Source organism: Aureimonas altamirensis, assembly GCF_023702225.1.
Taxonomy (GTDB): domain Bacteria; phylum Pseudomonadota; class Alphaproteobacteria; order Rhizobiales; family Rhizobiaceae; genus Aureimonas; species Aureimonas altamirensis_B.
This window is the reverse complement of the sequence record NZ_JAMQCO010000010.1, coordinates 116552-134522: the sequence shown is the minus strand read 5'-3', so window position 1 is coordinate 134522 and position 17971 is coordinate 116552. Positions and strand designations below refer to the sequence as shown.

31 protein-coding genes are annotated in these 17971 nt (G+C 63.7%); 30 read left to right on the top strand and 1 reads right to left on the bottom strand.

Features of this window, described 5'->3' with window-relative positions:
* Positions 1–214 precede the first annotated feature (214 nt).
* The 18 genes from rpsJ (at position 215) to rplR (ending at position 8351) form a co-directional block, all read left to right on the top strand.
* Positions 215–523: a 30S ribosomal protein S10 gene (gene rpsJ, locus NDN16_RS17125; protein WP_007066362.1), complete on the top strand. Its 309-nt coding sequence runs from the start codon at positions 215–217 to the stop codon at positions 521–523.
* 25 nt (positions 524–548) lie between these two features.
* Positions 549–1271 carry a 50S ribosomal protein L3 gene (gene rplC / locus NDN16_RS17120; protein ID WP_251114666.1) on the top strand — a complete coding sequence of 241 codons (723 nt, stop codon included), beginning with the start codon at positions 549–551 and terminating at the stop codon, positions 1269–1271.
* Entirely contained in the window at positions 1271–1894 is a 624-nt protein-coding gene (gene rplD, locus NDN16_RS17115; protein ID WP_251114665.1) for a 50S ribosomal protein L4, read from the top strand. The genes rplC and rplD overlap by 1 nt, the downstream gene beginning before the upstream one ends.
* The gene (locus NDN16_RS17110; RefSeq protein ID WP_039192542.1) at positions 1891–2184 is read left to right on the top strand and encodes a 50S ribosomal protein L23; all 294 of its coding nucleotides are present in this window, start codon (positions 1891–1893) and stop codon (positions 2182–2184) included. The genes rplD and NDN16_RS17110 overlap by 4 nt, the downstream gene beginning before the upstream one ends.
* A 25-nt stretch (positions 2185–2209) precedes the next feature.
* Entirely contained in the window at positions 2210–3046 is an 837-nt protein-coding gene (rplB, locus tag NDN16_RS17105) for a 50S ribosomal protein L2 (RefSeq protein WP_060601017.1), read from the top strand.
* Positions 3047–3061: 15 nt separating this feature from the next.
* A complete protein-coding gene (gene rpsS / locus NDN16_RS17100; RefSeq protein WP_039192548.1) occupies positions 3062–3340 on the top strand; it encodes a 30S ribosomal protein S19 in 279 nt (92 codons plus the stop codon).
* 2 nt (positions 3341–3342) lie between these two features.
* Positions 3343–3729, top strand: a complete 387-nt coding sequence (gene rplV / locus NDN16_RS17095) for a 50S ribosomal protein L22 (RefSeq protein ID WP_039192551.1) — start codon at positions 3343–3345, stop codon at positions 3727–3729.
* Positions 3729–4442, top strand: coding sequence for a 30S ribosomal protein S3 (gene rpsC, locus NDN16_RS17090; protein ID WP_251114664.1), 714 nt, complete (start codon positions 3729–3731; stop codon positions 4440–4442). The genes rplV and rpsC overlap by 1 nt, the downstream gene beginning before the upstream one ends.
* A 25-nt stretch (positions 4443–4467) precedes the next feature.
* Positions 4468–4881 (top strand): 50S ribosomal protein L16, encoded by a 414-nt coding sequence (gene rplP, locus NDN16_RS17085; RefSeq protein WP_039192558.1) that lies wholly within the window; start codon positions 4468–4470, stop codon positions 4879–4881.
* A gap of 13 nt (positions 4882–4894) precedes the next feature.
* A complete protein-coding gene (rpmC, locus tag NDN16_RS17080; protein ID WP_039192561.1) occupies positions 4895–5095 on the top strand; it encodes a 50S ribosomal protein L29 in 201 nt (66 codons plus the stop codon).
* A 12-nt stretch (positions 5096–5107) separates the two neighbouring features.
* The gene (gene rpsQ / locus NDN16_RS17075) at positions 5108–5353 is read left to right on the top strand and encodes a 30S ribosomal protein S17 (RefSeq protein WP_039192566.1); all 246 of its coding nucleotides are present in this window, start codon (positions 5108–5110) and stop codon (positions 5351–5353) included.
* A 64-nt stretch (positions 5354–5417) separates the two neighbouring features.
* Entirely contained in the window at positions 5418–5786 is a 369-nt protein-coding gene (gene rplN / locus NDN16_RS17070; RefSeq protein WP_039192570.1) for a 50S ribosomal protein L14, read from the top strand.
* A gap of 12 nt (positions 5787–5798) precedes the next feature.
* Positions 5799–6110, top strand: a complete 312-nt coding sequence (gene rplX / locus NDN16_RS17065; RefSeq protein ID WP_039192573.1) for a 50S ribosomal protein L24 — start codon at positions 5799–5801, stop codon at positions 6108–6110.
* Positions 6103–6660, top strand: coding sequence for a 50S ribosomal protein L5 (gene rplE / locus NDN16_RS17060; RefSeq protein WP_060601031.1), 558 nt, complete (start codon positions 6103–6105; stop codon positions 6658–6660). The genes rplX and rplE overlap by 8 nt, the downstream gene beginning before the upstream one ends.
* A gap of 24 nt (positions 6661–6684) precedes the next feature.
* Entirely contained in the window at positions 6685–6990 is a 306-nt protein-coding gene (gene rpsN / locus NDN16_RS17055) for a 30S ribosomal protein S14 (RefSeq protein ID WP_251114663.1), read from the top strand.
* A 12-nt stretch (positions 6991–7002) separates the two neighbouring features.
* Entirely contained in the window at positions 7003–7401 is a 399-nt protein-coding gene (gene rpsH / locus NDN16_RS17050; protein WP_039192582.1) for a 30S ribosomal protein S8, read from the top strand.
* 43 nt (positions 7402–7444) lie between these two features.
* Positions 7445–7978, top strand: a complete 534-nt coding sequence (gene rplF, locus NDN16_RS17045; RefSeq protein WP_251114662.1) for a 50S ribosomal protein L6 — start codon at positions 7445–7447, stop codon at positions 7976–7978.
* Between the two features lie 10 nt (positions 7979–7988).
* On the top strand, positions 7989–8351 hold the full coding sequence (gene rplR, locus NDN16_RS17040; protein WP_251114661.1) for a 50S ribosomal protein L18: 363 nt from the start codon (positions 7989–7991) through the stop codon (positions 8349–8351).
* Between the two features lie 78 nt (positions 8352–8429).
* Here rplR and NDN16_RS20985 read toward each other — a convergent pair whose 3' ends face one another.
* The gene (locus NDN16_RS20985; protein ID WP_285292782.1) at positions 8430–8558 is read right to left on the bottom strand and encodes a hypothetical protein; all 129 of its coding nucleotides are present in this window, start codon (positions 8556–8558) and stop codon (positions 8430–8432) included.
* A 36-nt stretch (positions 8559–8594) separates the two neighbouring features.
* Here NDN16_RS20985 and rpsE point away from each other — a divergent pair, with 36 nt between their 5' ends.
* The 12 genes from rpsE to NDN16_RS16985 all read left to right on the top strand — a co-directional run bounded on the left by rpsE (position 8595) and on the right by NDN16_RS16985 (position 17960).
* Positions 8595–9152: a 30S ribosomal protein S5 gene (gene rpsE / locus NDN16_RS17035; protein WP_251114660.1), complete on the top strand. Its 558-nt coding sequence runs from the start codon at positions 8595–8597 to the stop codon at positions 9150–9152.
* Between the two features lie 72 nt (positions 9153–9224).
* Complete coding sequence (gene rpmD, locus NDN16_RS17030; protein WP_232412251.1) at positions 9225–9428, top strand: 50S ribosomal protein L30; 204 nt, start codon at positions 9225–9227, stop codon at positions 9426–9428.
* A gap of 16 nt (positions 9429–9444) precedes the next feature.
* The gene (gene rplO / locus NDN16_RS17025) at positions 9445–9915 is read left to right on the top strand and encodes a 50S ribosomal protein L15 (protein ID WP_251114659.1); all 471 of its coding nucleotides are present in this window, start codon (positions 9445–9447) and stop codon (positions 9913–9915) included.
* Between the two features lie 249 nt (positions 9916–10164).
* Positions 10165–11508: a preprotein translocase subunit SecY gene (secY, locus tag NDN16_RS17020; protein WP_251114658.1), complete on the top strand. Its 1344-nt coding sequence runs from the start codon at positions 10165–10167 to the stop codon at positions 11506–11508.
* Positions 11505–12107, top strand: coding sequence for an adenylate kinase (locus NDN16_RS17015; protein WP_251114657.1), 603 nt, complete (start codon positions 11505–11507; stop codon positions 12105–12107). The genes secY and NDN16_RS17015 overlap by 4 nt, the downstream gene beginning before the upstream one ends.
* Positions 12108–12273: 166 nt before the next feature.
* Positions 12274–12642, top strand: a complete 369-nt coding sequence (rpsM, locus tag NDN16_RS17010) for a 30S ribosomal protein S13 (RefSeq protein ID WP_039192604.1) — start codon at positions 12274–12276, stop codon at positions 12640–12642.
* A 105-nt stretch (positions 12643–12747) separates the two neighbouring features.
* Entirely contained in the window at positions 12748–13137 is a 390-nt protein-coding gene (gene rpsK, locus NDN16_RS17005) for a 30S ribosomal protein S11 (protein ID WP_039192607.1), read from the top strand.
* A 133-nt stretch (positions 13138–13270) separates the two neighbouring features.
* On the top strand, positions 13271–14287 hold the full coding sequence (locus NDN16_RS17000) for a DNA-directed RNA polymerase subunit alpha (RefSeq protein ID WP_039192611.1): 1017 nt from the start codon (positions 13271–13273) through the stop codon (positions 14285–14287).
* Between the two features lie 155 nt (positions 14288–14442).
* Positions 14443–14862, top strand: coding sequence for a 50S ribosomal protein L17 (rplQ, locus tag NDN16_RS16995; RefSeq protein ID WP_251114656.1), 420 nt, complete (start codon positions 14443–14445; stop codon positions 14860–14862).
* A 141-nt stretch (positions 14863–15003) separates the two neighbouring features.
* The gene (locus NDN16_RS16990; protein WP_251114655.1) at positions 15004–16050 is read left to right on the top strand and encodes an NAD-dependent epimerase/dehydratase family protein; all 1047 of its coding nucleotides are present in this window, start codon (positions 15004–15006) and stop codon (positions 16048–16050) included.
* A gap of 243 nt (positions 16051–16293) precedes the next feature.
* A complete protein-coding gene (locus NDN16_RS20980) occupies positions 16294–16428 on the top strand; it encodes a hypothetical protein (RefSeq protein WP_285292780.1) in 135 nt (44 codons plus the stop codon).
* Positions 16429–16532: 104 nt separating this feature from the next.
* Complete coding sequence (locus tag NDN16_RS16985) at positions 16533–17960, top strand: DegQ family serine endoprotease (RefSeq protein WP_435301119.1); 1428 nt, start codon at positions 16533–16535, stop codon at positions 17958–17960.
* Positions 17961–17971 lie beyond the last annotated feature (11 nt).

Below are 17971 nucleotides of genomic sequence, written 5' to 3'. Positions count from 1 at the left end.
ACCGTCGGCGCCGGCATCGTGTCCGCTATCGTCGAGTAATCGACGAAGTTTCGGGTTCGGCCCGCCGCCTTGCGGCGGTGGGCCGGTCAAAGCCCCGGTGACGGGGCGGTTGGTGCGCTGAGAGGTTCAGCGTTCCGGTTGAATTGGCTGAAGACTGACAAGCGCTCGGATAGCACCGGTTCTCCGGCAAGGCTCCGACGAGAGGACGAATGCAATGAACGGCCAGAATATCCGCATCCGCCTGAAGGCGTTCGACCATCGGGTCCTGGACGCATCGACGCGCGAGATCGTTTCGACGGCGAAGCGCACCGGTGCGAATGTGCGCGGGCCCATCCCGCTGCCGACCCGTATCGAGAAGTTCACGGTGAACCGCTCGCCCCATATCGACAAGAAGTCTCGCGAGCAGTTCGAGATGCGGACGCACAAGCGTCTCCTCGACATCGTCGATCCGACGCCGCAGACCGTCGATGCCCTCATGAAGCTCGACCTCGCCGCTGGCGTCGATGTCGAGATCAAGCTCTGATCCGAGCACGGGAAGGAATACGCCCATGCGTTCAGGTGTTATAGCACAGAAGGTCGGCATGACCCGCGTCTACAATGACGCCGGCGAGCATGTTCCGGTCACGGTTCTCAAGGTCGAGAACCTCCAGGTCGTCGCGCAGCGCACCCAGGAGAAGAACGGTTACACCGCCGTTCAGCTCGGTGCCGGTCTGGCGAAGGTCAAGAACACGTCCAAGGCCTTGCGCGGCGTCTTCGCCCAGGCCTCGGTCGAGCCCAAGCGCAAGGTCGCCGAGTTCCGGGTGTCGCCCGAGAACCTCGTCGATGTCGGCGCCGAGATCACGGCGGACCACTTCGTGGCCGGCCAGCTGGTGGATGTCACCGGCACGTCGATCGGCAAGGGCTTCGCCGGCGCCATGAAGCGTCATAATTTCGGCGGTCTGCGTGCGACCCACGGCGTGTCGGTCTCGCACCGCTCGCATGGTTCGACCGGTCAGCGCCAGGATCCGGGCAAGGTCTTCAAGAACAAGAAGATGGCCGGTCACATGGGTAGCGTGCGCGTCACCACCCAGAACCTGGAAGTCGTCCGTACAGACGTCGACAAGGGCCTGATCCTCATCCGGGGCGCCGTCCCGGGTTCGAAGGGTGGCTGGATCTACATTCGTGACGCGGTCAAGGCCGCGCTTCCGGATAACGCGCCGAAGCCGGCTGCGCTTCGCTCGGCCGCTGCCAACAGCGGTACGGAAGCCACGGCTGCCGAGGGAGCCGAGTAATGGTTGACATCAAGATCAAGACCCTCAGCGGCGGCGACGCCGGCACGGTCAGCCTGGCAGAAGAGATCTTCGGCCTGGAGCCCCGTGCGGACATTCTGCAGCGCATGGTGCGCTACCAGTTGGCCAAGCGCCAGCAGGGCACGCATCAGTCGCTCGGTCGCGCCGAGATCGCGCGCACCGGCGCCAAGCTGTACAAGCAGAAGGGCACCGGCCGCGCACGTCACGGTTCGGCTCGCGCTCCGCAGTTTCGTGGTGGCGGCAAGGCCCATGGCCCGGTTTCCCGGAGCCACGAGCACGACCTGCCGAAGAAGCTGCGTCAGCTTGCGCTGCGCCATGCGCTCTCGGCCAAGTTCAAGTCGGACAGCCTGATCGTCGTCGACGATCTGAGCTCGACGGAAGGCAAGACGAAGGCGACGGCAACGCAGCTCAATGGTCTCGGCCTGAGCAACGCGCTGTTCATCGGCGGCGCCGAGCTCGACGCGAACTTCGCCCGGTCGGCTCGCGCCATCCCGAACATCGACGTGCTGCCGATTCAGGGCATCAACGTCTACGACATTCTCCGTCGCCAGACGCTGGTCCTGTCCAAGGCCGCCGTCGAGGCCCTCGAGGAGCGCTTCAAATGACCGACCTGCGCCATTACGACGTCATTACGAGCCCGGTGATCACTGAAAAGTCGACGCTGGTCTCCGAACAGAACCAGGTGATCTTCAATGTCCCCGGCGATGCGACCAAGCCGGAGATCAAGGCGGCTGTCGAGCAGCTGTTCGGCGTGAAGGTCAAGGCGGTGAACACCCTCGTCCGCAAGGGCAAGGTACGCCGCTTCCGGGGCCGCCCCGGCCGCCAGAGCGACCAGAAGCGGGCGATCGTGACTTTGGCCGAAGGCCAGAGCATCGACGTCTCGACCGGCCTCTGAGAGCGAGCCTTGAGGATTTAGATCGATGGCATTGAAGAATTTCAAACCGGTCACGCCAAGCCAGCGCCAGCTGGTGATCGTGGACCGTTCGGGTCTCTGGAAGGGCAAGCCGGTCAAGCAGTTGACGGAAGGCCTGACGCAGAAGGGTGGCCGCAACAACACCGGCCGTATCACCGCCCGCTACCAGGGCGGCGGTCATAAGCGGACCTACCGCAAGATCGACTTCAAGCGTCGCAAGCTCGATGCGGTGGCGACCGTGGAGCGGATCGAGTACGATCCCAACCGCACCGCCTTCATCGCCCTGCTGCGCTACGAAGACGGCGAGATGGCCTACATCCTGGCTCCGCAGCGTCTTGCTGCCGGCGATCAGGTCGTGTCCGGCCTGTCCGGCGTCGACGTCAAGCCGGGCAACGCGATGCCGCTTTCGGCGATGCCGGTCGGCACCATCATCCACAATGTGGAGATGAAGCCGGAGAAGGGTGGCCAGATCGCCCGTTCGGCCGGTGCCTACGCCCAGCTCGTGGGCCGCGACCAGGGCATGGCGATCCTGCGCCTCAATTCGGGCGAGCAACGCCTCGTGCCGGGTGCATGCTTCGCCACGGTCGGCGCTGTGTCCAACCCGGACCACGGCAACATCAATCTGGGCAAGGCGGGTCGCGCCGTCTGGCTCGGCAAGCGTCCGCACGTCCGCGGCGTTGCCATGAACCCGGTCGACCATCCGCATGGCGGTGGTGAAGGCCGTACCTCCGGTGGTCGCCATCCGGTCACGCCGTGGGGCAAGCCGACCAAGGGCAAGCGTACGCGTCAGAACAAGTCCACGGACAAGTTCATCATGCGTTCGCGCCATCAGCGCAAGAAGTAAGGGAAGGATTTCTCTATGACACGTTCCGTCTGGAAGGGTCCGTTCGTTGATGGCTACCTGCTGAAGAAGGCAGAGAAGGCTCGGTCGGGTGGCCGCAACGAAGTGATCAAGATCTGGAGCCGCCGCTCCACCATCCTGCCGCAGTTCGTCGGATTGACCTTCGGCGTCTATAACGGCTCCAAGCACATTCCGGTCTCGGTCAACGAAGACATGGTCGGACACAAGTTCGGCGAGTTTTCCCCGACCCGCACCTATTACGGCCACGGCGCCGACAAGAAGGCGAAGAGGAAGTAACCATGGGCAAGGCCAAGGCCGAGCGCGCGCTGAAGGACAACGAGGCCAGGGCGGTAGCCCGTACGCTTCGCGTCAGCCCGCAGAAACTCAACCTCGTCGCGCAGCTGATCCGCGGCAAGAAGGTCGACCGCGCCCTCGCGGACCTGACCTTCTCGCGCAAGCGGATCGCCGAGACGGTCAAGAAAACGCTGGAAAGCGCGATCGCGAATGCCGAGAACAATCATGATCTCGACATCGACGCGCTGGTCGTCGCCGAGGCTTACGTCGGCAAGTCGATCACCATGAAGCGCTTCCACGCCCGCGGTCGCGGTCGTGCGAGCCGGGTCGAGAAGCCGTTCTCGCACCTGACGATCGTGGTGCGCGAAGTGGCTGAAGAGGAGGCCGCGTAATGGGTCAGAAAGTCAATCCGACCGGCCTGCGTCTCGGCATCAACCGGACCTGGGACTCGCGCTGGTATGCCAATACCGGTGAGTACGGCCAGTTGCTCCACGAGGACCTGGCGATCCGCAAGTACCTGCTCGACGAGTTGAAGCAGGCGGCGGTGTCGAAGGTCGTCATCGAGCGTCCGCACAAGAAGTGCCGCGTCACCATCCACTCGGCTCGCCCGGGTATCGTGATCGGCAAGAAGGGCGCGGACATCGAGAAGCTTCGCAAGAAGCTTGCGCAGCTGACCAACGCGGAAACCCACATCAACATCGTGGAGATCCGCAAGCCCGAGACGGACGCGACACTGGTTGCCCAGTCCATCGCCCAGCAGCTCGAACGTCGCGTGGCTTTCCGCCGGGCGATGAAGCGGGCGGTGCAGTCCGCCATGCGTCTCGGCGCCGAAGGCATCCGCATCAACTGCAGCGGCCGTCTCGGCGGCGCTGAGATCGCCCGCATGGAGTGGTACCGCGAAGGTCGCGTCCCGCTGCATACGCTGCGCGCGGATGTTGACTACGGCACGGCCGAGGCCCATACGGCCTACGGTGTCTGTGGCGTCAAGGTGTGGATCTTCAAGGGTGAGATCCTCGAACATGATCCGCTGGCCTCCGAGCGCCGTGCGGTCGAAGGCGAAGCATCCGGTGGCGGTAACCGTCGCCGCGAGCGCGAACACGCCTGATCAACAGGTTTCGGAGTAGACTGAAATGTTGCAGCCAAAGCGCACGAAGTTCCGCAAGGCGTTCAAGGGTCGTATCCATGGCGCCTCCAAGGGTGGTTCGCTGCTCAATTTCGGCGCCTATGGTCTGAAGGCGCTGGAGCCGGAGCGGGTCACCGCACGGCAGATCGAGGCGGCCCGCCGCGCGATCACCCGTCAGATGAAGCGTCAGGGCCGGGTGTGGATTCGTATCTTCCCGGACCTGCCGGTCACCGCGAAGCCGACCGAAGTCCGCATGGGTAAGGGCAAGGGCGCGATCGAGTACTGGGCGGCCAGGGTTGCTCCCGGCCGGATCATGTTCGAGATCGACGGCGTGCCCGAAGACATCGCCCGTGAAGCGCTCCGCCTGGGCGCCGCGAAACTGCCGATCAAGACGCGCTTCATCCAGCGCATTGCCGAGTGAGGGGAGAGCGACTATGAAAGCCTCCGATATCCGGACCAAGACATCCGATGAGCTGAACACGGAACTCGGCAATCTGAAGAAGGAGCAGTTCAATCTGCGCTTCCAGCGTGCTACCGGGCAGCTCGAGAACACCGCGCGTGTGAAGGAAGTCCGTCGCGACATCGCCCGGATCAAGACCATCGCACGCCAGAAGGCGGCCGAGAAAAAGGCCTGAAGGTAGAACACTATGCCGAAACGCGTTTTGCAGGGGACCGTGGTCTCCGATAAGAATGACAAGACGGTCGTCGTGCTCGTGGAGCGTCGCTTCACGCACCCGCTCTTCAAGAAGACCGTTCGCCGGTCCAAGAAGTACAAGGCGCACGACGAGTCCAACCAGTACAAGGTGGGCGATATCGTCTCCATCGAGGAGACGCGCCCGATCTCGCGTGACAAGACCTGGATCGTCGTCGCTAACCAAGCGGCGGCTAACTGAAGTTTTTTGCCCGGGTGAGCCGTTCATGCGCTGCTCCCCGGTCCGTTATTGAAGGCGGCCTGACATGATTCAGATGCAAACAAACCTCGATGTGGCGGATAATTCCGGCGCCCGTCGTGTCATGTGCATCAAGGTGCTGGGCGGTTCCAAGCGGAAGTACGCCTCGGTGGGCGACGTGATCGTCGTGTCCATCAAGGAGGCTATCCCGCGCGGCCGCGTAAAGAAGGGCGATGTGATGAAGGCCGTGGTGGTTCGGACCGCCAAGGACATCCGCAGAGCCGATGGTTCGGTGATCCGGTTCGACCGTAACGCCGCCGTCCTGATTGACAACAAGAAAGAGCCGGTCGGCACCCGTATCTTCGGCCCGGTCCCCCGCGAGCTTCGTGGTCGGAACCACATGAAGATCATCTCGCTGGCGCCGGAAGTGCTCTGAGGAACCGGAATCATGCAGAAGATTCGCAAAGGCGACAAGGTCGTCGTACTCACCGGCAAGGACAAGGGTCGTTCCGGTGAAGTCGTTCAGGTCATGCCCAAGGAGGACCGCGCGGTCGTTCGGGGTGTGAATATGGTCAAGCGGCATCAGCGCCAGTCCGCCTCGCAGGAGGCCGGGATCATCTCCAAGGAGGCGCCGATCCATCTTTCGAACCTGGCACTGCAGGACAAGGATGGGAAACCGACGCGCGTGGGCTTCAAGGTCCTCGAAGACGGCCGCAAGGTTCGCGTCGCCAAGCGTTCGGGAGAACAGATCGATGGCTGAGGCCAAATACGAACCCCGCCTGAAGGCGGTCTATCGCGACGAGATCCGCAAGGAGCTTCAGTCACAGTTCAACTATGCGAACGTGATGCAGCTTCCGCGCCTGGACAAGATCGTGATCAACATGGGTGTTGGCGAGGCTACGGGCGACTCCAAGAAGCCGTCCGTCGCCGCCGAGGACCTTGCGATGATCGCCGGCCAGAAGCCGGTCATCACCAAGGCACGCACCTCGATCGCGGGCTTCAAGGTCCGCGAAGGCATGCCGATCGGCGCCAAGGTAACGCTGCGCAAGGACCGTATGTACGAGTTCCTTGACCGGTTGATCCAGATCGCCCTTCCGCGCGTGCGGGATTTTCGGGGTCTGAACCCGAAAAGCTTTGACGGCCGTGGTAATTTTGCTATGGGCCTCAAGGAGCATATCGTGTTCCCCGAGATCAACTACGACAAGGTTGATCAGATGTGGGGCATGGACATCATCGTGTGTACGACGGCGAAGACCGATGAGGAAGCCCGGGCGCTCTTGAAGGCGTTCAACTTCCCCTTCCGCCAGTAACGGCAGGCGAAAAGGACCTAGAAGATGGCAAAGAAGAGCGCGATCGAGAAGAACAAGCGCCGCGAGCGCCTGGTGGCTAAATACGCCGCCAAGCGTGAGGCGCTGAAGGCGATCACCACCGATCAATCCGCAAGCATGGAAGACCGCTTCCGTGCGCAGCTGAAGCTGGCCGAGTTGCCCCGCAACTCGACCAAGGTTCGCGTGCGCAACCGCTGCGAGGTTACGGGGCGTCCGCGCGCCTATTATCGTAAATTGAAGATGTCGCGTATCGCGCTCCGGGAGCTTGGCAATAACGGCCAGATCCCCGGCGTCGTGAAGTCGAGCTGGTAAGGAGAGAAGATCATGGCTCTGTCAGATCCGCTCGGCGATATGCTGACCCGTATCCGCAACGCGATCCTGCGCAACAAGTCGACGGTGGCAACGCCCGCGTCGAAGCTGCGCGCTCGCGTCCTGGATGTCCTCAAGGAAGAGGGCTACATCCGCGGTTACAGCGAAACCCGGTTTGAAAACGGCACTGCCGAGTTCAACATCGAGCTGAAATACTACGAGGGGGCACCTGTGATCCGTGAGATCGCGCGCGTCTCCAAGCCTGGCCGCCGCGTCTACGTGTCGTCGAAGACGATCCCGCAGGTCGCCAACGGCCTCGGCATCTCGGTCCTTTCAACGCCCAAGGGCGTGATGGCCGACCACAGCGCACGCGAACAGAATGTCGGTGGTGAGGTGCTCTGCCGCGTCTTCTGACCGGCAGGGCAACCGACCAACCGTATAACGGACAGGTTTGACGATGTCTCGTATTGGTAAAAAGCCGGTCTCCCTTCCGAGCGGCGTGACGGCGTCCGTCGAGGGGCAGACCGTCAAGGCGAAAGGGCCCAAGGGCGAATTGTCCTTCGTGGTCAACGATGAGGTCCTCGTAAAGCTCGAGGACGGATCCATCCAGGTGGATCCGCGCGACGGCTCCAAGGACGCGCGTTCCAAGTGGGGCATGTCCCGCACCATGATCTCGAACATCCTGATGGGTGTGAAGGACGGGTTCGAGAAGCGCCTCGAAATCACCGGCGTCGGCTATCGTGCCGCGATGCAGGGCAAGAACCTGCAACTCGCGCTCGGCTTCAGCCATGACGTTGTCTATGAGGTGCCGGAAGGTATCCAGATCGCCGTCCCCAAGCCGACGGAAATCGTGGTGACCGGCATCGACAAGCAGCGCGTCGGTCAGGTCGCCGCGGAGATCCGTGAGTATCGCGGCCCCGAGCCCTACAAGGGCAAGGGCGTTCGCTATGCTGGCGAGAAGATCGTCCGCAAGGAAGGCAAGAAGAAGTAAGGTCCGGGTCATGGCTAGCCAGAAAGATATTTTGCGGCGCCGCGCGGCCCGCGTTCGCCGATCGCTGAAGGCGGTCGCCAATGGGCGTCCCCGTCTGTCGGTTCATCGTTCTTCCAAGAACATCTACGCCCAGATCATCGACGACTCCGTCGGTCACACGCTCGCGGCCGCGTCCACCCTGGACACGTCGCTTCGCGGTGGCCTCAAGACGGGCGCCGATGTCGAGGCCGCCAAGGCGGTCGGCAAGCTGGTTGCCGAGCGCGCCAAGCAGGCCGGCGTGACCGATGTCGTCTTCGACCGCGGTTCGTTCATCTATCATGGTCGCGTAAAGGCGCTTGCCGATGCGGCCCGTGAAGGTGGCCTGAACTTCTGACGCGGGGAAGGGCGCTTTCGGGCGCCGTCATCGTTGGGATGTTATTTTCCGGCGGTCAGGGTTTTCCCTGCCGCCGGATTATGCTTTAAGCCGCTCGATTTCATCCGGCTTCGGCCTGGCGGGTTCCCGCTGACCGGATAGCGCGACGCAGATCGCGTCGCGGACGATATCGCCGGTTTCACCGGAGCCTCTCCCGTAGAGCTCCATTGTCAGACGCCTCCGGAAAAGAACAAGGAACAGGATATGGCGCCTCGTAATGAACGGAACGATCGCGAAGAGCGTGACGACGGCTTCGTAGACAAGCTCGTCCACATCAACCGCGTCGCCAAGGTGGTGAAGGGTGGTCGTCGCTTCGGCTTCGCCGCGCTCGTCGTCGTCGGCGACCTCAAGGGCCGTGTCGGCTTCGGCCACGGCAAGGCGCGCGAAGTGCCGGAAGCGATCCGCAAGGCGACGGAAGCCGCCAAGCGCGACATGATCTTCGTGCCGCTGCGCGACGCGCGCACGCTGCACCACGACGTGCATGGCCGCCATGGCGCCGGCAAGGTGCTGCTGCGCACGGCCGAGGCCGGTACCGGCATCATCGCCGGTGGCCCGATGCGCGCCGTCTTCGAAGCGGTCGGCATGCACGATGTGGTCGCCAAGTCGCTCGGCTCCTCGAATCCGTACAACATGGTTCGCGCCACGTTCGACGCGCTGAAGGGCCAGATGCATCCGAAGGATGTGGCTGCCCGTCGCGGTATCAAGTATTCGACGCTGCAGGCACGGCGTCGCGACCTGGTCGGTTCCGACAGCGAAGGCTGATGAGGCAGCGCCGCAGCGATGCGGCCGCCTCCGGCAACACGCAGGACGAACCATTGAACAAGGAGCCACGTCATGGCTGACAACAAAGTGACCGGGAAGACGATCACCGTCGAGCAGATCGGTAGCCCGCTTCGCCGCCCCAACGACCAGCGCCAGACCCTCGTCGGCCTCGGTCTCAACAAGATGCACCGTCGCCGGACGCTGGAGGATACGCCCTCCGTCCGTGGCATGATCGCCAAGGTCAGCCACCTCGTCCGCGTCGTCGACGGCCAGTGAGCCGGGAGTAGCAGAAATGAAGCTCAACGAACTCGCCGACATCGACGGCGCAACCCATTCCCGCAAGCGCGTGGGCCGTGGCATCGGCTCGGGCTCCGGCAAGACCGGCGGCCGTGGCGTGAAGGGCCAGAAGTCGCGCTCCGGCGTGGCCATCAACGGCTTCGAAGGCGGCCAGATGCCGCTGTATCGTCGCCTGCCGAAGCGTGGCTTCGTGAACATCTTCGCGAAGGACTACAACATCGTTTCGGTCGGACGCATCCAGCAGGCGATCGACGCCGGCAAGCTCGATGCCAAGGCCGCGATCGACTTCGAGGCGCTCAAGGCCGCCGGCCTGGTACGCCGGCAGCGCGACGGCATCCGTCTGCTGGCGGATGGCGAGCTGAAGGCCAAGCTGCAGATCACGGTCGACGGGGCCTCCAAGGCTGCCGTCGAGAAGGTCGAGAAGGCGGGCGGTTCCGTCACGCTTCCGGCGACCGCCGAAGCCTGATCTGGGCCCTCTTGCGTCGCGAGGCGTAACTCGCCAGATTGAGACGATGGAAGCGGCCTCTGCGGGCCGCTTCGTCATGTGATTCCATGCCTTGTCCCGGACTGCCGGGAGCGGTAATCCCGGATTGGCGTGGGCACATAGGCCCCGGTGCGCGGCAGGAACGGCGGCGCAGAGGCTGAAGTTGGAAACCGATGCCCGCGTCGTGCCACCAACGGGCGGGCATGGGTTCTACCCGGAGATATTTTCAAGATGGCATCGGCCGCGGAACAACTTGCCGCAAACCTGAATTTCGCTGCCTTCTCCAAGGCAGAAGACCTGAAGAAGCGGATCTGGTTCACGCTCGGCGCGCTTCTGGTCTACCGCCTCGGCACCTACATCCCGATGCCCGGCATAGATCCTGAAGCATTGGCGCAGGCGTTCCAGCAGCAGTCCACCGGCATACTCGGCGTGTTCAACATGTTCGCCGGCGGCGCGGTCGGCCGCATGGCCATATTCGCGCTCGGCATCATGCCGTATATCTCCGCGTCGATCATCATCCAGCTCATGACCTCGGTCGTGCCCTCGCTCGAGGCGCTCAAGAAAGAGGGCGAGCAGGGCCGCAAGATCATCAACCAGTATACCCGCTACGGCACGGTCTTGCTGGCGACCGTGCAGGCCTATGGGATCGCCGTCGGCCTTCAGTCCTCCAGCAACATCGTGACCGATCCGGGGATGTTCTTCGTCGTCTCGAGCGTCATCACGCTGGTCGGCGGCACGATGTTCCTGATGTGGCTGGGAGAGCAGATCACCGCGCGGGGCATCGGCAACGGCATTTCTCTGATCATCTTCGCCGGCATCGTGGCAAACCTGCCCTCGGCCATCGCGAACCTCCTGGAGCTCGGTCGTACCGGCGCGCTCTCGACCTTTGTGATCCTGCTGGTCATCGTGGTCGCCATCGGCTGCATCGCCTTCATCGTGTTCTTCGAGCGCGCCCAGCGCCGCCTTCTGATCCAGTATCCGAAGCGCCAGGTCGGCAATCGCATGTTCCAGGGCGACACGTCGCACTTGCCGCTGAAGCTGAATACGGCGGGTGTCATCCCTCCGATCTTCGCCTCGTCGCTCCTTCTGCTGCCCGTGACGATCGCCAATTTCTCGGATACGAGCCAGTTGCCCGGCTGGGCCACGGGCCTCGTCGCCTCGCTCGGTCACGGCCAGCCCCTGTACATGATCCTGTATGCGTCGATGATCGCCTTCTTCGCGTTCTTCTATACGGCGATCGTGTTCAATCCCAAGGACACGGCGGACAACCTGAAGAAACATGGGGGCTTCATCCCGGGTATCCGGCCCGGCGAGCGGACGGCCGAATACATCGATTATGTGCTGACGCGCATCACGGTTCTCGGCGCGATCTATCTTGTCGCCATCTGCCTTCTGCCGGAGTTCCTGATTTCCGCGGTCGGTATTCCGTTCTATCTCGGGGGAACGTCGCTGCTGATCGTCGTATCCGTGACGATGGATACGGTTGCGCAGGTTCAGGGGCACCTGCTGGCGCATCAATATGAGGGGCTCGTCAAGAAGGCGAAGCTCCGCGGGGGTAAACGGGGAAATCGATGAGACTGATTCTGCTCGGACCGCCGGGAGCCGGGAAGGGGACCCAGGCCCAGCGGTTGACGGAAGCCTATGGCATTCCGCAACTCTCCACCGGAGACATGCTCCGCGAAGCCGTTGCGCAGGGCACCGAGGTCGGCCGCAAGGCGCAAGCCTTGATGGATGCCGGCCAGCTGGTGCCGGACGAGGTCGTCATCGGCATCGTCGCGGACCGCATCGAACAGGAGGATGCGCGCAAGGGCTTCATCCTGGACGGGTTTCCGCGGACGGTCGCCCAGGCCATGGCACTGGAAGCCATGCTGGACGAGAAAGGGCTTCGGCTCGACCGCGTGATCGAGTTCAAGGTCGACGAGGATCGCCTCGTCGAACGCATCGCCCGCCGCGCCGCCGAAACGGAAGCCAAGGGTCTGCCGGTCCGCAAGGACGACAATCCGGACGTCTTCCGGCGTCGACTCGGAGAGTTCCGCGACATGACCGCGGCTGTCGGGCCCTACTACCGGGAACGTGACCTCGTGCACACGATCGACGGCATGGCCGCGATGGACGAGGTGACGCAGCAGATCCGCAAGGCCCTGCAGGAGCGTATCGCCGACGGCAATGCCTGAAGCGCCGGGGCTCGGTTGACTCCGGGCCGTCGATTTCCTATAAGCCGCCCATTCGCGAATCCTTTGCGGTCGGTGCGGTCTCATGTCTGGGGCTTGCCGATCGCTTTCGCTTATCGGCCCCCTTCAACCGGTAGGGCCGAGCGGCCCCGAAACTAGGAGTACGGACGTGGCACGTATCGCTGGCGTCAACATCCCGAGCAGCAAGCGCGTCGTCATCGCGCTTCAGTACATTCACGGCATCGGCCCGCGCTTCGCGCAGGAGATCGTCGACAAGGCCCGGCTCGCGTCGGAGCGCCGCGTCAACGACCTGACCGACGCCGAAGTCCTTCAGATCCGCGAGATCATCGACCGGGACTACCAGGTCGAGGGTGATCTGCGTCGCGAGACGTCGATGAACATCAAGCGCCTGATGGATCTCGGCTGCTACCGCGGCCTGCGTCATCGCCGCAGCCTGCCGGTTCGTGGCCAGCGCACGCATACCAATGCGCGCACCCGCAAGGGCCCGGCCAAGCCGATCGCCGGCAAGAAGAAGTAATTCTGCGGGCGCGGCCACGTCGCCGCGCCGGCTGCGGAGGGCAGGCCCTCCGCGGGTGTAGCCGCTGGTATCACGGCGGTGTCGAGATCTTGAGAAAGAGAGACTATGGCCAAGGAAGCACAGCGCGTTCGTCGTCGCGAGCGCAAGAACATCACGTCCGGCGTGGCCCACGTGAATTCCTCCTTCAACAATACGCTGATCACCATCACGGACGCGCAGGGCAATACGATTGCCTGGTCCTCCGCAGGTGCCCAGGGTTTCAAGGGCTCGCGCAAGTCGACGCCCTTCGCTGCGCAGATCGCCGCCGAAGATGCCGCCAAGAAGGCGCAGGAACACGGCATGCGTACGCTTGAAGTCGAGGTTTCCGGGCCGGGATCGGGTCGTGAGTCCGCGCTCCGCGCGCTTCAGGCCGCCGGCTTCACCATCACGTCGATCCGCGACGTGACGCCGATTCCGCACAATGGTGTTCGTCCGCGCAAGAAGCGCCGCGTCTGACGCCATATCGTGGACATGAACCGCACTGTCGATCCGGCAGTGCGGTTTTGCCCGTTTCGAGAGGGGGGATCCTTCTCAACTGAGACCTATCGCCACGAATGGATGGTGGCGGGGTAGCTGAAAGGCAAGCGCGATGATCGCCAGCAACTGGCAAGACCTTACCAAGCCCAACCAGGTCGTGTTCAACAGCACGAGCCGGACGAGGGCCTCCCTTACGGCGGAGCCGCTCGAGCGCGGCTTCGGCCTGACCCTCGGCAACGCGCTGCGGCGCGTGCTTCTGTCGTCGCTTCAGGGCGCGGCCGTGACCGCGATCCAGATCGACGGCGTGCTGCACGAGTTCTCCTCGATCGCCGGCGTGCGCGAGGACGTGACGGACATCGTCCTCAACGTCAAGGAAATCAACATCGGCATGCAGGGCGAAGGCCCGAAGCGGATGGTGTTGCGCAAGTCGGGTCCGGGCGTCGTCACGGCTGGCGACATCCAGACCGTAGGCGATATCGAGATCCTCAACCCGGATCACGAGATCTGCACGCTGGACGATGGCGCCGAGATCCGCATGGAACTCACCGTCAACACCGGCAAGGGCTATGTTCCGGCCGACCAGAACCGTGCAGAGGATGCGCCGATCGGCCTCATCCCCGTGGATGCGTTGTTCTCCCCGGTCAAGAAGGTGTCCTACAAGGTCGAGAATACCCGCGAGGGGCAGGACCTGAACAAGGACAAGCTGACCATGCAGATCGAGACCGATGGTTCGATCTCGGGTGAAGATGCCGTTGCCTATGCCGCGCGCATCCTGCAGGACCAGCTGGCCGTCTTCGTGAACTTCGAAGAGCCGCAGCGCGACGTGCGAGGCTCGGAAGAGCAGATCGCGGAACTGGCCTTCAACCCGGCCCTCCTCAAGAAGGTGGACGAGTTGGAGCTGTCGGTTCGTTCGGCGAACTGCCTGAAGAACGACAACATCGTCTATATCGGCGACCTGATCCAGAAGACCGAGGCGGAGATGCTCCGTACCCCGAACTTCGGCCGCAAGTCGCTGAACGAGATCAAGGAAGTGCTGGCCTCGATGGGGCTGCATCTCGGCATGGAAGTGCCGGCCTGGCCGCCCGAGAACATCGACGACCTGGCCAAGCGCTACGAAGATCAGTACTGATCGAAAGGCACCGCCGCCCCGGACAGCCGGGGCGGCGGTGCGCATGACTGAGCCGGCTTCGGCCGGTGGGAACAATCATTCAAAGGCACATGCCCCGGCAAACGGGAGCGAGGATGCCGACCGCCGGGAGACCGGCCCTTCAAGGAGCTAACACCATGCGTCACGGAAACCGCGGCCGTAAACTCAACCGTACCGCTTCGCACCGTAAGGCGATGTTTGCCAATATGGCGGCCTCGCTGATCGAGCACGAGCAGATCGTCACCACGCTGCCGAAGGCGAAGGATCTTCGCCCCGTCGTGGAAAAGCTGATCACGCTCGGCAAGCGCGGCGATCTGCATGCCCGCCGTCAGGCCATCAGCCAGGTGCGCGACGAGACCGTCATCCGCAAGCTGTTCGATACGCTGGCGACCCGTTACGCAGACCGTAACGGCGGCTATACGCGCGTTCTCAAGGCCGGCTTCCGCCGCGGCGACAACGCCCCGCTGGCCGTGATCGAATTCGTCGACCGCGATCCCGATGCGCGTGGCGCCGCCGACCGTGCTCGCGCCGAGGCAGAAGCTGGCGACGAAGCCTGATCCGACACTTCTCGGATTCATCATCGAAAGGGCCCTGACGGGCCCTTTTTTATTGTCCGTGCGGCGGTCGCATTCGGCCGTCCGCCGCTCTATCTGACGGATGGGTTGTCAGGGCGGCCCGCTAACCGCGATGAGGCGATCATGCGTGATGGTGACGGCGACAGGGTTCTGGTCACCGGTGCGTCGGGGTTCATCGCCAAGCATGTCGTGCTGAACCTCCTGAAGTCCGGCCATCGCGTGCGCGGCACCGTGCGCGAGCCCTCGAAAGGGGAGGCGCTGCGGCAAACCATGCTGCAGTACGGCGTGCCGGTGGATCGTCTTTCGATCGTAACCGCCGATCTGACGCGCGACGATGGATGGGACGGCGCCATGTCGGGTTGCCGAGCCGTCGTCCATACGGCGTCTCCCTTCCCCGTGTCGCAGCCGAAGGACAAGTTCGGTCTCGTGCCCGCGGCGCGGGACGGGACTATCCGCGTCTGCCGCGCGGCGGCGCGGGAAGGCGTCGGGCGTGTCGTGCTGACGTCTTCCGTCGCCTCGGTCCTATATGGGCATCCGCCGCGCGGGACGGCGTTCGGAGAGTCAGATTTCTCCAATGTCGAGAGCCCCCATATCTCACCCTATGCGGTGTCGAAGACGCTGGCCGAGAAGGCGGCCTGGGACCTTTTGGGAAAGACGGAGACCGAGCTGGTCACGATCAACCCGTCGCTGGTATTCGGCCCGCTTCTGGATGGCGTTGCCGGCACCTCGGCGCGGATCGTCGCCATGATGATGAACGGGCGGGTGCCGGCGCTGCCGAACATCCGCTTCGGCGTCGTCGATGTCCGCGATGTGGCCCACGCTCATGTCGAAGCGATCGACAAGCCGGCGGCGGCGGGGCGCAGGTTCCTGGTCAGCGCCGATACGGTCCCCTTGCGTGAGATCACCCGCATTTTGGCGCGGGCTTATCCAGCCTACGCGCGACGGCTTCACTGCTGGACCCTGCCGGATTGGACGGTGCGGGCGGCGGCACGCGTGTCGCGCCAGGCGGCGATGCTGGCCGACGAACTCGGCGCGGCGCGCGAGCTCGATACGGCTCCCGCCCGGGACATCCTGGGCATCCGTTTTCGTTCGGTGGAGACGGCAGCGGTGGACCTTGCCGCCAGCCTCATCCGCTTCGGGCTGGTCACGCCGCCAGCCGCGAAAAAGTAACCAGTGATAGAATAAATCGGTGCGCCTTCACTGTTGCAAACAGGTGATAGCGAGCGCCTGTCCTTCGTGCGATATGCCGTGTCGCGCGAAAAGCGATGGCTGCGTCAGCAACCATAACGCGCCCGCCCGCATTGTATCTGGCAACTGGAACCTGTCGGCGCTTTCGATCAGCCCGGCGTTTACGTGGATTAAACGACTGCCATGGACAATGTGAACTCCCAAACCACCGCTAGCGAGTTCTCGATGCGCCGCACCGTTTACGTTCTCCTCGGAGCCCTGGCTGCGTTTGCCATCCTGACGGCAAGCTATGCCACGGCCGATCTGCCCGCCGAGAATGCGGCCCTGCAGAAGTTCGAACCGGTGATCGCCGCAAACTGAAGCAGGCGACCTTACGGGTTACAAAAGGGCCGCATGGCCCTTTTTTCGTGCCAGTCTGGCGGCAGTAGTCAGACGTCTTCAGCGCACGATTCGGGTAGCCACCAGTGTCTTCCTTTCTTCTCCGCAGCGCCTCCGCCTTTTTCCTCGTCATCGCTTCCCTGTCGGGCGTCTCGGCCCAGCCCGCCAGCGTGCCGGTGCCGAAGGCGTCCGGCGCGCCGCAGGTTCCTCAAAGCCGGGACCAGATCAGCCTGACCTTCGCGCCGCTCGTCAAGGAGACCGCGCCGGCGGTCGTCAATGTGTATGCCGCCCGCCAGGTTGCCGCACGATCGCCCTTTGCCGGCGACCCTTTCTTCGAGCAGTTCTTCGGCCGCAATTTCCAGGGGCGGCCGCGCATGGAATCGTCGCTCGGTTCCGGCGTGATCGTCGATCGAACCGGTCTCGTCGTCACCAACAATCACGTCGTCGACGGCGCCGACGAGATCAAGATCGCGCTGGGCGACGGACGGGAATATGCGTCCACCGTCCTGATGAAGGATGCCCGCGCCGACCTTGCCGTGCTGCGCATCGAGGCGGATGAAACCTTCCCGACGATCGCATTCTCCGATTCGGACCAGATTTCCATCGGCGACCTGGTGCTGGCCATCGGCAATCCGTTCGGAATCGGACAGACCGTGACAAGCGGCATCGTCTCCGCGCTTGCGCGCACGCATGTCGGCGTCAACGATTTCGGCTATTTCATCCAGACCGACGCGGCCATCAACCCCGGCAATTCCGGCGGCCCGCTGATCGACATGCAGGGCCGGCTGATCGGCGTCAACACGGCCATCTTCAGCCGCTCGGGCGGGTCCAACGGAATCGGCTTCGCCATCCCGTCCAATATGGTGCGCGTCTTCGTGGACGCGGCCAGACGCGGAGGCCGCTTCGAGCGGCCCTATATCGGCGCGGGCTTTGCCCCGGTTACCGGCGATATCGCCGAAGCGCTCGGGCTGCCGCGTCCGACCGGCGCGCTGGTACAGGAGGTCGTGCCGGATGGCGCCGCCGCGGATGCCGGGCTGAAGCCGGGCGATGTCGTGCTGCGGATGGACGATTTCCAGATCGACGGTCCGGACGCGCTGGGATACCGGCTGGCGACGATCGGGGTGGACAAGACCGCAAGGCTGACCGTCCTTTCGGGCGGGCAGGAGCGAGTGGTGGATATGGCGTTGCGGGTTGCGCCGGAAATACCCGCCCGGGACGAGCGCACGATCGAGGGCAACAATCCGTTTTCGGGCGCGACGGTCTCCAACCTTTCGCCGCGCGTGGCCGATGAGCTCGAGATGCCGACGACGAAACGGGGCGTGGTGGTGACGGGCGTTGGGGAAGGGTCCATCGCGGCGAGGCTGCGCCTGCAGCAACGCGATATCGTGCTGGAGATCAACGGCGAAGCGGTCGATTCGACGGAAAAGCTTGCAAGCATCCTCGATATGCGCTCCAGAGGCTGGAACTATGCGATCGAACGCAATGGACAAAGGCTGACGCAGTCCATCCGCTGAGCCGTCACGGG